The organism is Virgisporangium ochraceum, from assembly GCF_016863655.1.
Lineage (GTDB): Bacteria > Actinomycetota > Actinomycetes > Mycobacteriales > Micromonosporaceae > Virgisporangium > Virgisporangium ochraceum.
The window spans coordinates 37,728-50,539 of sequence record NZ_BOPH01000093.1; the positions used below are offsets into that span (position 1 = coordinate 37,728).

Sequence of the window (12,812 nt, forward strand, 5' to 3'; positions counted from 1 at the left end):
GCCGTCCCGAGAGGACTATTCTGCGGACGACAGCAGAACCGCAGTTCAACGCGCCGGGTGCGGGGAAATCCCGGTGCTTGCGCGCAGGAGGCCGTTCGTGACCACCGTCGCACCAAAGCCGATCCAGACCCGGCCCTATCCGGTCCGGCGGGCCGTGAAGGGCTCGATGGTCGGCCGGTTGCTGCGCACCACCGACGCCAAGCTGATCGGCCTGATGTACCTGGTCACGTCGTTCGTCTGGTTCTTCGTGGGCGGGTTCCTGGCGCTGCTGATGCGCGCCGAGCTGGCCCGGCCCGAGCTCCAGATCTTCTCGGTCGACCAGTACAACCAGCTGTTCACGATGCACGGCACGATCATGCTGCTGTTCTTCGCGACGCCGATCGTGTTCGCCTTCGGCAACTTCGTGGTGCCACTGCAGATCGGCGCGCCCGACGTGTCGTTCCCGCGGTTGAACTCGTTCGCGTACTGGCTCTACGCGTTCGGCAGCACGCTGGCCGTGCTCGGCTTCTTCACGCCGGGCGGCGCCGCCAACTTCGGGTGGACGGCCTACACCCCGCTCTCCGACGGCACGCACTCGCCGGGCGTCGGCGCCGACATGTGGATCGTCGGTCTGGCCCTGTCGGGTCTGGGCACGATCCTCGGCGGCGTCAACATGATCACCACGATCCTCACGCTGCGGGCGCCCGGCATGACGATGTTCCGGATGCCGATCTTCACCTGGAACATCCTCATCACCAGCCTCCTGGTGATCATGGTGTTCCCGCTGCTCGCGGCCGCGCTGTTCGCGCTGGAGGCCGACCGGCGGCTCGGTGCGCACGTGTTCGCCACCGAAACCGGCGGACCCATGCTGTGGCAGCACCTGTTCTGGTTCTTCGGCCATCCCGAGGTGTACATCATCGCGTTGCCGTTCTTCGGCATCATCAGCGAGGTCATCCCGGTCTTCAGCCGCAAGCCGATCTTCGGCTACAAGGGCCTGGTCGGCGCGACGATCGCCATCGCGGGCCTGTCGCTGGCGGTGTGGGCGCACCACATGTTCGCCACCGGCCAGGTGCTCCTGCCGTTCTTCTCGTTCTTCACGTTCCTGATCGCCGTGCCCACGGGTATGAAGTTCTTCACCTGGATCGGCACGATGTGGCGCGGCCAGCTGACGTTCGAGACGCCGATGCTCTTCGCGGTCGGCTTCCTGGTGACGTTCCTCTTCGGTGGCCTGTCGGGCGTGCTGCTCGCCAGCCCGCCGATCGACTTCCACGTGTCCGACAGCTACTTCGTGGTGGCGCACTTCCACTACGTGCTCTTCGGCACGATCGTGTTCGCGGTGTTCGCCGGCGTCTACTTCTGGTTCCCGAAGATGTTCGGCCGCATGCTCGACGAGCGCCTAGGGAAGATCCACTTCTGGCTGACCATGATCGGGTTCCACACCACGTTCCTGATCCAGCACTGGCTGGGCAACCGCGGCATGCCCCGCCGGTACGCCGACTACCAGGTGGGCGACGGCTTCACCACCTGGAACATGATCTCCACCGTGGGCGCGTTCATCCTCGGCGCCTCGACGCTGCCGTTCATCTGGAACTGCTACAAGTCGTACAAGGCCGGCCGGGTCGTCGAGGTCGACGACCCGTGGGGTCACGGGATGTCGCTGGAGTGGGCCACGAGCTGCCCGCCCCCGCTGCGCAACTTCGACCGCATGCCGCGGATCCGCTCCGAGCGGCCCGCCTTCGACGCGAAGTTCCCCGAGCACGCTCCCGGCCACTCCCTGAAGAGCCCACCGCCGGGTGGTGCCAAGCCCCTGTCCTCCGAGAGCGACGGTGGTGCCACCTACGAGGAGGACACGCCGTCCCGGCACTGACGTGAAAGGCCCCCACCGAGGTGGGGGTCTTTTCGTTTCCGGGTTCGGGGTGCTCCGGCGGGCGACCGCCGATCGCCGCCGAACCTCCATGATCGTCATTTGAGGAAAGAACCTGCAGTGGGACTTCACTTTCCTTCCTCAGAACACGATCTTGAAGTGGTCGCCGGGCCCGGGCGGCGTCACCCGTCCGGTGACATCCGGTAGCCGGCCACCACCGGACCGACCGTTCACCCGAGGACCGGGACAGCCGCGGCACGGTCGTGCCGATCGCCGACGCACCTCCGAGGCGGCCAGCCCCGAGGGGCCGTATCGGTCGGTGTGGCGTGGCCCTCACGGTCGGTGTGGCGCGGCCGGTGCACCGCGTCGTTCCTCGGCGCGCAGTCGCCGACCCCGACATCCGCACCGTCAGTCGAAGTAGTTGACCTTCCCCCGTGCCCGACCGGTGAGGTCGTTGGTCCAGGTCACCACGCCGTCCGGGGAGGCGCCGAGCAGGTTGCCCCCGACCGGTGCCGACCAGCGGCTCACCACCTCGAACGGCTCCTCGACGGACGGCCGCACCGTCACCAGCAGCGGCGGCCCGTCGGGCATCGGCGCGAACGGAGCGGAGAACCCGACGTCCGGACGCGTGGTCAGGTCGACGACGCCCCCGAGGTCGTGCTGCCACCGCCGGTTGCCGGCCAGGTCGTAGGCCACCACCATCCGCCGGGAGCCGGCGGCGTCGTCGACGTACACGCCGGTGGGCGTCACCCGCGCGACGGGCGAGGCCGAGCGGACCGTGCCGCGCTCGGTGCCGGTGGTGAGATCGACCAGCGTGAGGTGGTCGCGGTCCCGGACGACCAGTGTGGTGCCCGTGACCGCCACGACCTCGGCAGTCGCCGCGGCGGGGGCCACCTGCCGCCAGCGCACCGCGCCGTCGGACCGGGCGAGAACCACCACCCCGGTCTCGCCCTGCACGACGACCGCGTCGCCCGTGGCCTGGCCCGACCGGGGCCGGCCGAGGTCGGCGGGCACCTCCACCGACCAGACCGGCGTGCGCCGGTCTCCGCCGTCGACCCCGGCCGGCGCCGCGTCGAGCGTGCACGCGGCCGCCGGCGCGACCGTGAGCAGGGCGGCGACCAGCGCGTTCGTGCGGACCCGGGGCATGGTCGCCGACCGTATCAGCGGAAGTCGATTTTCCGGATCGGGCCGGACCGGCGGCCACCCGTCCGGGTCATTATCTGAGAACTCACAGGAAACCCGGGAAGTAGACGGTGATCGACGATCGGAAGGTCTCGACCCGCGGAATGCGCTGATCATGGGGGTTGTGGAAGCCGCCGAACCGCCAAATCGTCGGTGATCTCGTTGTGGGGTGTCGCCGGAGCGTGACGGTAATTGACCCGGAGGGTGACCGTGCGTGATTCCGATGCTGGCGCGGGGGGCGGGCGTCCGCTACGCTCACCTTTCCTAGGGCACCAACCCTGGTGAACGTTTCCTCGGGAGCGAACGCAGTGAGTTTGTCGATCAAGACAGGCGCGCAGGCCGACCGCACCTTCGTCATCACCCTGCGCGGCGAGGTGGACTACACCACCGCACAACAGTTCCGCGAAGAGGTATCCGCGCTGCTGGCCGCCGGCGAGTTCAAGGTGCTCGTCGTCGACCTGAAAGAGGTCTCGTTCCTCGACTCCACGGGAGTCGGCACGCTGGTCGTGGCGAGCCGCATCTGCGCCGACTTCGGCGTACGCATGCTGCTCCGCGACGTCAACCCGTTCATCGCGCGGCTGTTCTCGGTGCTCGGGGTGTCCGACGTTCTCGGGGTACCTGCTCCGGCGGGCGTCGTCGCCCAGCGCCGGCTACCCGGCCAGGTGGTTCCTGGCCAGGCAGCCATCCAACCGGTCTAGCACCGGATCACGCGTCGCCTCGGGCCGGTCCGCCGGCCTGAGGCCTTCTCTTTCCGGCCGCCCGCGCCGCGCCCACCGTCGGTGCCCGCGCCGCGCCCGCGGCCAGCACCGGGGGCCGGCTCAGGACCGCACGATCGGGGTGCCCACCAGGGTCACTCCCGCGTCGCGGAGCTGGTCGAGTGCCGTCGACACCGTCGCCTCCGCCACCCCGGCGGTGTGGTCGAGCAGCACCGTGGTCGCGAAGCCCTCCCGGGCCGCGTCGAGTGCCGTGGCGCGCACGCAGTGGTCGGTGGCGATGCCCACCACGTCGACCTCGGTGACCCCGCGCTCGCGCAGCCACGAGGCCAGCCTCTGCGAGCCGTTGAAGCCCTCGAACCCCGAGTACGCGGCGGCGTGCTCGCCCTTGGTGAACACGGCCTCCACCCGGTCGGTCGACAGCGCCGGGTGGAACTCCACCCCGCCGGTGCCGACCACGCAGTGCACCGGCCACGAGTCCACGAAGTCGGGCGGGTTGCCGAAGTGGGCGCCCGGGTCGACGTGGTAGTCCTTCGTCGCCACCACGTGGTCGTACGAGCCCATCAGCGACGACACCGACGAAGCCACCGACGCGCCGCCGGCCACGGCCAGCGAGCCGCCCTCGCAGAAGTCGTTCTGTACGTCCACCACGATCAGTGCGCGGGTCATCTCACGAACCTCCTGAGGGCACAACCGTCACGGGAACCGCCGGGTCGCCAGCCGACAGCTTGAGACCTTCCCACGGAATCGAGATCAGATTCTGCCGCAGCAGTTCCCTCGACTCCGCGAGCGTCGGCAGGTCCTGGAACTCGCCGGCGCGGATGAACGACCGTTGCAGGGCGCGGTCGTGGGTCATCGGGGTCGGCGTGCACTGCGCCGCCACGACCTCCTCGACGGCCGTGCCGGTCGGCTTGTGCCGCCGGACGGCGGTCTTCCGCCCGCCGACCGTCGCCTTGTTCTCCGACCGCTTCACCACCGCCCTGCCGGCGACCTCGACCAGCTTGTACACCAGCCCGGCCGTGGGGGCGCCGGAGCCGGTGACCACCGCCGTGCCGGCGCCGTACCCGTCGACGGGCTCGGCGGCCAGCGCCGCGATCGCGTACTCGTCGAGGTCGCCCGACACGATGATCTTCGTTTCGGTGGCGCCGAGCGAGTCGAGGAGCTCGCGCGCGTGCCCGGCCAGCACCGACAGGTCGCCCGAGTCGATGCGCACCGCGCCCAGCGCCGGGCCGGCCACCGCCACGGCGTTGCGGATGCCCGCGGTGATGTCGTACGTGTCGACCAGCAGCGTCGTTCCCGGTCCGAGCACGGCGACCTGTGCGGCGAACGCGGCCGGCTCGTCGTCGTGCAGGAGCGTGAACGCGTGCGCGGCGGTGCCCGCCGTGGGAATGGCGTACCGGGCGCCGGCGGCGAGGTTCGACGTCGTCGCGAAGCCGGCCAGGTACGCGGCCCGCGCGGCCGCGACGGCGGCCTCCTCGTGCGTGCGCCGCGAGCCCATCTCGATGATCGGCCGGCCCCGCGCCGCGGTCACCATGCGGGCGGCGGCCGCCGCGATCGCCGCGTCGTGGTTGAGGATCGACAGGATCAGGGTCTCGAGGACGACGCACTCGGCGAACGTTCCGCTGACGGTGAGGATCGGCGACCCGGGGAAGAACAGCTCGCCCTCGGCGTAGCCGTCGATGTCGCCGGAGAACCGGTAGTCCGACAGCCACGCCAACGTCTCGTCGCCGACCACGCCGGCCGATCGCAGGAAGTCGATCTCGTCGGGCCCGAACCGGAAGTTCGCGACCGCCTCGACGACGCGGGCGGTGCCCGCCACCACCCCGTACCGCCGCCCCGACGGCAGGCGCCGGGCGAACACCTCGAACACGCAGGGCCGCTCCGCGGACCCGTCGCGGAGCGCGGCGCTGAGCATGGTCAACTCGTAGTGGTCGGTCAGCAGAGACGTGATCACGTCTCAGAGCCTAATCACTCCTCAGGAGCCGCCGGCGAGATCGGGGAGGGCGCGCAGCGCGGTGGCGAGTTCGCTGCGTCCGCTCACGCCGAGCTTCGCGTAGACGCGCATCAGGTGGTTGTCGACCGTGCGCGAGGACAGGAACAGCTGCTCCGCGATCTCCTTGCTCGCCACCCCGTCGGCGGCCAGCAACGCGATCTCGCGTTCCCGGTTGGTGAGGGCCGGCTGCTTGACGCGCAGTGCCGGGGTCCGGGCGCCGGCGCACGCGGCCAGCAGCGCGGCCAGCTCCTCGGCGGCGCCGCCGGCGGCGGCCGAGCGGACCGCCCGGAGCAGGCTCACCGCGGCCGCGGCGGCTTCGGCCGCGTACAGGGTCATCCCGAGCCGCTGGAAGCGCTCCATGGCACCGAGCAGCGCTGGCCCGTCGCGGCGGGCCATCGCGTCGGCGTACCAGGTGACCGTCTCGGCGAGGGCGTTGTCGGAGTAGGCGGCCAGCCACTGCACCCGCCGGGCCACGTCGCCGGCGGCGCCGAGCCGCACCAGGTCGAGCTGGGCGAGCAGTTCGTGCCCGTGGAACCCGTCGTCGGCGAGGCGGGTGGCGAGGCGGCGCAGCACCGCGACGCCCTCGGCCTGCTCGCCAAGAGCCACCGCCACCCAGGCCCGGGCGTGCTCCAGCCAGGGGTCCAGCACCGCCATCGCGGGCACCCGCTGCGCGTCGGCCTCGGCCAGGGCGGCCTGTGCGAGCGTCGCGTCCCCGCACAGCGCGGCGATGTGGGCGCGCTCGGCGTGCGCGAGCGCCGCGTACGCGCGTCCCGGAGACAGCAGCGCGCACGCCTCGGCCGCGAGCCGGCCGGCGGCGGCGAGCCGGCCGCGGAGCCGCGCCGCCTGCGCGGCGAGCACGGCCCGGTATCCGGCCCGCACCGTGACCCCGTCGCCGTCGGAGGCGCCGGCCAGCGCGTCGATGGCCGCCAGGTCACCGGCGATGACCAGGGCCGTTCCGTGCGCGAGCTCCGCGGCGAGGCCCAGGTACGGGTTGCGGGTGTCGATCGTGGCCACCATCGCGCGGGCCCGCGCCGGTGCGCCGCCGGCGGCGAGCAGATGGGCCAGCGCCGCGCGGGCGACGGCCCGCGCGCCCGGCCCGCTCGCCGGCTCGTCGAGGACCTCGCCGGCGAGCCGCCGCGCGGCGCGGGGTTCGCCGTGGTGCAGGCGCATCAGCGCCTCCAGCGCCCGCGTCCAGCTCAGTTCGATGGGACGCACGTGCGGGTGGCCCGGGTACGTACCAGCTTCGCGCGCCCCGCCGTGGAAGCAACCCCAGTACGACACGGCCCGGTGCAGCAGGCTCCACCGCAGGCGATCGGCCACGCGGCGGGTGGGCCAGCCGCTGGTTCTGTCACCTGGCCTGTCGCCCGGGCTGTCACTTCGCCCGCCGCCCGGGCTGTCGTCGAGCGCGGCGAGGGCGTCGCCCGGCCGGTCGGTGAGAAACAACGCGGTCGCCAGCACCTCGGTGGCGCCGAAGCCGCCGCCGGCGGCGAGCGCGGCCCTGCTGAGCCGGGCGGCCAGCGGCAGGTCGTTGCCCAGGAACGCCGACCGGGCGGCACGCAGGAGCCGGCCCGGATCGGTGGCGGTGTCGCTGTCGACCCGCCAGGCGGCGATGCGCAACGCGTCGCCGGCGCGGCGGGCACCGGTGGCCTCGATCAGGTGGGCGAGGTCGGCCCGCAGGCGCCGCGCCCGGGTGAACGGGCACCGCCGGCGGACGACCTCGCCGTAGAGCGGGTGCGCCAGCCGGACCGTGGTGCGGCGGTCGTCGCGGGTCACCTCGATGAGGCCGCGCTCCTCGGCCTGCTCGGCGGCGGCGCTGTCGGTGGCCTTGACGAGCAGCGGCAGCCCGATCGGCGCGCCGAACGCGACCAGTTCGAGCACGTCGCGCACGGCCGGGTCGAGCGGGCCGATGCGGTGGTCGACGACGTCGGTGAGGGTGGGCGTGAGCGCGAACCCGCCGGTCCAGCGCCAGACGCCGTACGCCTCGACCAGCTCGCCGCCGGCCCGCGCGGCGGTGACGAGTTCCCGCAGCAGCAGCGTGTTGCCGGTCGCCAGCCGCCACAGCCGGCCGGCCGAGCGGGGCTCGACCGGGCCGCCGAGCACGGCTTCGAGCAGCTCGGTGGTGTCGCCGGCGGTCATCGGGCCGAGGTCGACGCGGTCGACGAGGTCGTCGATCCACAGCGCCCGCACCGGGTCGGGTGTCGGCGCACCCGAACGGACCGTGCCGATCACCGTGGCCTGGCGGGTGCGGGCGAGGTGGTGCACCAGCGCCGCCGACAGCGGGTCGAGCAGGTGGGCGTCGTCGACGGCGACGACGACCGGCCGGCCGCCGCCGAGGCGGTGCACGGCGTCGAGCGCCCACCGCACGAGCCCGGCGTGGCTCGCGACGACGTTGGGACCGGCACCGTTCTGGGCGCTGATGACGAGGTCGCCGGGCAGCGCCGGGGCGAGGCTGGCCAGCGGAAGCGCGGCGGTGGCGGCGGTACCGGTGACCGATACGAGCGGGTACCGGGCCGGGTCGAGCGCCTCGGTAACCGATCTTAATAATCGACTCTTGCCAATTCCTGATGCGCCACCAATGATCAGTCCCCGACCGGTGGCACCCGTGGCGGCATCGGTGAGGTGACGCGCTTCTTCCGCACGTCCGACGAATGTCCACGGGGCCACGGGCGGAGCATATAGACATTGCCATCACTCTGCGCGCCCGCACGTGTACCCAAGTGACTCGCGGCATGGTACTAATGAGCGGGCCGAGCAGCGGTTGCAAATTGCGGTTTTCATCGTTGAACATCAATGTGCCGTCGGGAGGCGTGGCTATGGCCCCGGTCGTGCTGTCGGGAAAGTCGGTGCCTGCCCCGCCGGGTGGTGACGGCTCCGCCGGTGACGCCGACGGTGAGGACGGTCCGACGGGTGCTCCGATGAACCTCCCCCTCAACCGCCCCGCGCCGGCACGCGCCGGCAGTGCCGTCGAGCCGCCGCCGGTGCGTCCCACGGTGGTGTTCGCCGGCACCGGCCAGCACGAGTACGCGGCCGGCCTGCTCGGCGCCGCGGTGCCCGAGAGCGCGCCGGCGGCGTACGTGGTCTTCCGGCACGGGCCGGCCGGTGCGCGGGCGTTCATCCCCGGTCACCGCGAGCCCCGCGACATCGCGGCCGGCACCGGTCCGCTCACCCGGCCGCCGCGCCGGGTCGCGCTGTCGGTGCCCGCGCCGACCCTCGAGTACGTGCACCTCATCGTGGCGCCGGCGGGCACGCCCGGTCCGGCCCGCACCACCGTCCTCGCCGACGCCGTGCGCTGCGCCGACGGTCTGGTCTACCTCCTCGACGCGGGCGAGCCGCTGGTGGGGGAGCGCAGGTCCGAGCTGGCGGCGCTGGCCGCGGTGGCCGGCCGGGTCGTGCTGGTGGCCACCCGCGACGCGGGTCCCGCCGACCGGGCCGCCGTCGAGGCGCAGGTCCCGGCGCTGGCGACGGCCACCTGGTACCACGTCGACGACGCTGCCGCCGTCGCCGCCGACCTGCGGTCGCCGCAGTGGCTGGCCCGCCCGGCCATCCCCGCTCAGCGGCCGGCGTCGTCTGGACTGAGGAGCGCAGGGACGAGGGAAGGCGACGCCTCGTGGGCCGCGGAGCCCGCGCGAGCGGAGGCGAGCGCATCCAGCAGGGTCTCGGGCGACGACGTCGCCTGGCGGCAGGTGCTGGCCGAGCGGCTGAGCGAGCACCGCACGGCGGTCAGGGACCTGTTCGCCGACGACCTCGACGCGCTGGTCGAGCGCTGCGCCGTCGACCCGCTGCGGCTGCCCGACACGTTCGACACCGAGCTGCACGCGCTGTCCCTGCGCGCCTCGGCCTGCCTCGACATGGCGGCCCGCGACCTCGTGGCTGCCGTGTTCTCGACGGTCGTCGAGGGCCGGTTGCGCGAGTCCGACCTGGTGCGGGTCACCACGGCGCTGTGGCGGCGGGTCGAGCCCGACGACCGCACGCTGCTGGTCACGGCGACGGCCGGCGTGGCGGCGGTGTCCGGTGCCGCCGACGCCGTGTCGGCGACGGGGCTGTTCTCGCCGAGCCTGCTCCCACAGGTCAGCCTGGCCGTCTCCGGCAACTGCCACCTCAGCTGGCACTACCGGGGCGTGCCCGACCCGGCGGCCGCCCGGGAGTGGCTGTACCACGCGGCCGGGTCGGTGCGCGACGCGGTCGGTGTGGCGATCGAGGACCGGTTCGCCGCGCTCGCCGAGGCGGTCGGCGCGCTCGCCGGCGACGCGGTGGATCACGGGGTCCTGCTCGCCTGAGCGTTAAGGTGGAGGCCATGGCCGCACCGCTGACCAGTCCGGTCGAGACGCCCGACGTCGACCTCGATGCCGACGGGGTTCCTGACGCCGACCGGCCGTGGATGACGATCGTGCACAACGACCCGGTGAACCTGATGAACTACGTCACCTGGGTGTTCCAGAAGCTCTTCGGCTACAGCAAGGAGAAGGCCGAGAAGCTGATGCTCGACGTGCACCACAAGGGCCGCGCGATCGTGTCGAGCGGCGCCCGCGAGCGCATGGAGCACGACGCGTCGCGGCTGCACGCCTACGGGCTCTGGGCGACGGTGTCGCGCTCTTGAAGACTCGAGCCTGATGAGCATGTTCTACCGGCGCGGGTCGGGCTGCGTCGCCACCCTCGACGCGGTCGAGTCCGACGTGCTGCGCGACGTACTGAGCCAGGTCATGGAGCTGGTCGCCGACGACGACCTCGACCGGGCCGACCCGGTGGTCGCGCGGCTGTTCCCCGACCACTACCCCGACGACCGGGAGATCTCCACCGACCTGCACCGCTACACCGACGACGACCTGAAGGCGGCCAAGCTGGAGCAGGCCGGCACGGTGGTCGGCGCGTTGCCGCGCGGAGGCGGCACGGTGCACCTCGACGAGGAGCAGGCCGAGACGTGGCTGCGGGCGCTCACCGACGCCCGCCTGGCGCTCGGGATGCGGATCGATGTGCGCGACGACACAGATCTCGAGGCGGAGATCGACGAGGCGGTCCTGGCCGATCCGACTTCGCCCCGTGTGCAGCAGTTATCCGTGTACGCCTTCCTCACACTGCTGCAAGCATCACTGGTCGAGGCGCTGGCCGGTTATTAGATCCGGCCCGCCCGCAGGGTAATCTGAACGGCGTGCTGACCATCGACCTCACGATCCTCAAGGCGATCGTGGCCCACGCGCGTCGGGACCATCCCGACGAGGCGTGCGGTGTCGTGGCCGGCAAGCTCGGTACCGACGTGCCGGAGCGGCTGATCGAGATGGAGAACGTCGAGCGGTCGAGCACGTTCTACCGGTTCGACTCGATGGAGCAGCTCAAGGTCTGGCGTGAGATGGACGACCGCGACGAGGAGCCGGTGGTGATCTACCACTCGCACACGGCCACCGAGGCCTACCCGTCCCGCACCGACGTCTCCTACGCCGGCGAGCCGAACGCCCACTACCTCCTGGTCTCCACGCGTGACCCGGAGGTCACCGAGGTGCGGTCGTACTCCATCGTCGACGGCGCGATCACCGAGGAGCCCGTGCGGGTGCTCAACGCCTCGGTCGACCCGCACGCGGTCCAGAAGTATCTGTTCGGGCAGAGCCCGACAACTGTCGACTACGAGTGTCCGGCCTAGCTGTCGCTCACCCGTTTCCAGTTGTCGTCGTTTCCGAAAGGCTCTGAAGAGAAATGTCTATCGACGTCCGCGTTCCCACCATCCTGCGCTCCTACACCGGCGGCTCGAAGGCCGTGCAGGGCTCCGGCGACACCCTCGCCGACCTGCTCACCGACCTCGACGCCCAGTACCCGGGCATCCGTGGCCGCCTCATCACCGACGAGGGCGCGCTGCACCGGTTCGTCAACATCTACGTCAACGACGAAGACGTGCGGTTCCAGGGTGGGCTCGACGCCAAGCTGAAGAGCGGTGACGAGGTCACCATCCTGCCGGCCGTCGCCGGTGGCGCGTTCGCGTTCGCGGCCGCGCACGCCCTCAGGGGGTAACGGCGTGACGCGCTACGACTCGCTGCTCGACGCGTGCGGCAACACGCCGCTGGTGGGGTTGCCCCGGTTGTCGCCGTCACCCGAGGTGCGGCTGTGGGCCAAGCTGGAGGATCGCAACCCCACCGGCAGCGTGAAGGACCGGGTGGCTCTGCACATGGTGCGGGCCGCCGAGGAGGAGGGCCGGCTCAAGCCGGGCGACACCATCCTCGAGCCGACCAGCGGCAACACCGGTATCGGACTGGCGATGGTGGCCAAGCTGCGCGGCTACCGGGTCGTGTGCGTCATGCCGGAGAACGTGTCGTCCGAGCGCGTGCAACTGCTGCGCATGTACGGAGCGGAGATCATCTTCTCGCCCGCCGAGGGCGGCTCGAACCGGGCCGTCGCGGTGGCGAAGGAGATCGCGGCCGAGCATCCCGACTGGGTGATGATGTACCAGTACGGCAACGCGGCCAACGCCCGTGCCCACTACGAGGGAACCGGTCCGGAGATCCTGCGTGACCTGCCCACGATCACGCACTTCGTGGCCGGCCTCGGCACCACCGGCACCCTGATGGGTGTCGGCCGCTACCTGCGCGAGAAGGTCGACGACGTGCAGATCGTGGCCGCCGAGCCGCGCTACGGCGAGCTGGTCTACGGTCTGCGCAACCTCGACGAGGGCTACGTACCCGAGCTGTACGACGGCTCGGTGCTCACGCGGCGCTTCTCGGTCGGCACCCGCGACGCGGTGCTCCGTACCCGCCAGCTGATCGAGGTGGAGGGCCTGTTCGCCGGGTTCTCCACCGGCGCCGTCCTGCACGCGGCGCTGGCCGTGGCCCACGAGGCGGTCAAGGCCGGCCGGCCGGCCGACGTGGCGTTCCTCGTGGCCGACGGCGGCTGGAAGTACCTGTCGACCGGCGCCTACGGCAGCACCCTCGCCGACGCCGAGCAGGCTCTGGAGGGTCAGCTCTGGGCCTGAGCTCCGCTCGTACCCGGTGTCCTGGGTCGCTTGTTCGCGTGCACTACGACGGTCGGGTGTGCCGGTCGCCCGTCGCGGTCCTCTTCCTCAGAGCCAGTTTGGGATCTGGGACGATCGCCGGAGTCGGGC

Annotated in this window: 12 protein-coding genes; 8 read left to right on the forward strand and 4 right to left on the reverse strand. The window is 71.9% G+C overall.

Translation table 11 applies throughout. The features are described 5' to 3' along the window. Window positions 1-97 precede the first annotated feature (97 nt). Window positions 98-1,846, forward strand: coding sequence for an aa3-type cytochrome oxidase subunit I (gene ctaD, locus Voc01_RS34095; protein WP_203931761.1), 1,749 nt, complete (start codon window positions 98-100; stop codon window positions 1,844-1,846). A 405-nt stretch (window positions 1,847-2,251) separates the two neighbouring features. Here ctaD and Voc01_RS34100 read toward each other — a convergent pair whose 3' ends face one another. Then, on the reverse strand, window positions 2,252-2,989 hold the full coding sequence (locus Voc01_RS34100) for an outer membrane protein assembly factor BamB family protein (protein WP_203931762.1): 738 nt from the start codon (window positions 2,987-2,989) through the stop codon (window positions 2,252-2,254). A 350-nt stretch (window positions 2,990-3,339) separates the two neighbouring features. Here Voc01_RS34100 and Voc01_RS34105 point away from each other — a divergent pair, with 350 nt between their 5' ends. Beyond that, window positions 3,340-3,723, forward strand: a complete 384-nt coding sequence (locus Voc01_RS34105) for an STAS domain-containing protein (protein ID WP_203931763.1) — start codon at window positions 3,340-3,342, stop codon at window positions 3,721-3,723. Window positions 3,724-3,843: 120 nt separating this feature from the next. On the opposite strand, the gene Voc01_RS34110 is transcribed toward Voc01_RS34105, so the two are convergent. Genes Voc01_RS34110 through Voc01_RS34120 form a run of 3 tightly spaced genes read right to left on the reverse strand, consistent with a single transcriptional unit; the run spans window position 3,844 to window position 8,395 of the window. Further along, a complete protein-coding gene (locus Voc01_RS34110) occupies window positions 3,844-4,407 on the reverse strand; it encodes an isochorismatase family protein (RefSeq protein WP_203931764.1) in 564 nt (187 codons plus the stop codon). 1 nt (window position 4,408) lies between these two features. Beyond that, window positions 4,409-5,689, reverse strand: a complete 1,281-nt coding sequence (locus Voc01_RS34115) for a nicotinate phosphoribosyltransferase (RefSeq protein ID WP_373873906.1) — start codon at window positions 5,687-5,689, stop codon at window positions 4,409-4,411. Between the two features lie 24 nt (window positions 5,690-5,713). After that, complete coding sequence (locus Voc01_RS34120; protein WP_203931766.1) at window positions 5,714-8,395, reverse strand: helix-turn-helix transcriptional regulator; 2,682 nt, start codon at window positions 8,393-8,395, stop codon at window positions 5,714-5,716. A gap of 251 nt (window positions 8,396-8,646) precedes the next feature. On the opposite strand from Voc01_RS34120, the gene Voc01_RS34125 reads away from it, so the two are divergent. From Voc01_RS34125 to Voc01_RS34150, 6 genes are read left to right on the forward strand one after another with little or no spacing between them, the layout of a single operon-like run. Further along, window positions 8,647-10,008, forward strand: coding sequence for a hypothetical protein (locus Voc01_RS34125; RefSeq protein ID WP_203931767.1), 1,362 nt, complete (start codon window positions 8,647-8,649; stop codon window positions 10,006-10,008). Window positions 10,009-10,025: 17 nt separating this feature from the next. Beyond that, window positions 10,026-10,328, forward strand: a complete 303-nt coding sequence (clpS, locus tag Voc01_RS34130; protein WP_203931768.1) for an ATP-dependent Clp protease adapter ClpS — start codon at window positions 10,026-10,028, stop codon at window positions 10,326-10,328. Between the two features lie 13 nt (window positions 10,329-10,341). Next, the gene (locus tag Voc01_RS34135) at window positions 10,342-10,845 is read left to right on the forward strand and encodes a DUF2017 family protein (RefSeq protein WP_203931769.1); all 504 of its coding nucleotides are present in this window, start codon (window positions 10,342-10,344) and stop codon (window positions 10,843-10,845) included. A gap of 32 nt (window positions 10,846-10,877) precedes the next feature. Continuing rightward, entirely contained in the window at window positions 10,878-11,363 is a 486-nt protein-coding gene (locus Voc01_RS34140) for a M67 family metallopeptidase (protein ID WP_203931770.1), read from the forward strand. A gap of 53 nt (window positions 11,364-11,416) precedes the next feature. After that, window positions 11,417-11,728 (forward strand): ubiquitin-like small modifier protein 1, encoded by a 312-nt coding sequence (locus Voc01_RS34145; protein WP_203931771.1) that lies wholly within the window; start codon window positions 11,417-11,419, stop codon window positions 11,726-11,728. Window positions 11,729-11,732: 4 nt separating this feature from the next. After that, window positions 11,733-12,683 carry a PLP-dependent cysteine synthase family protein gene (locus Voc01_RS34150; RefSeq protein WP_203931772.1) on the forward strand — a complete coding sequence of 317 codons (951 nt, stop codon included), beginning with the start codon at window positions 11,733-11,735 and terminating at the stop codon, window positions 12,681-12,683. The last annotated feature ends 129 nt before the right edge of the window (window positions 12,684-12,812 follow it).

What these genes read in the sequence shown, in the direction of transcription:
- clpS (WP_203931768.1), top strand. Translation starts at nt 10,026, where the DNA reads ATGGCCGCACCGCTGACCAGTCCGGTCGAGACGCCCGACGTCGACCTC.
- Voc01_RS34125 (WP_203931767.1), top strand. Translation starts at nt 8,647, where the DNA reads ATGAACCTCCCCCTCAACCGCCCCGCGCCGGCACGCGCCGGCAGTGCC.
- Voc01_RS34110 (WP_203931764.1), bottom strand. Translation starts at nt 4,407, where the DNA reads ATGACCCGCGCACTGATCGTGGTGGACGTACAGAACGACTTCTGCGAG.
- Voc01_RS34145 (WP_203931771.1), top strand. Translation starts at nt 11,417, where the DNA reads ATGTCTATCGACGTCCGCGTTCCCACCATCCTGCGCTCCTACACCGGC.
- Voc01_RS34135 (WP_203931769.1), top strand. Translation starts at nt 10,342, where the DNA reads ATGAGCATGTTCTACCGGCGCGGGTCGGGCTGCGTCGCCACCCTCGAC.
- Voc01_RS34100 (WP_203931762.1), bottom strand. Translation starts at nt 2,989, where the DNA reads ATGCCCCGGGTCCGCACGAACGCGCTGGTCGCCGCCCTGCTCACGGTC.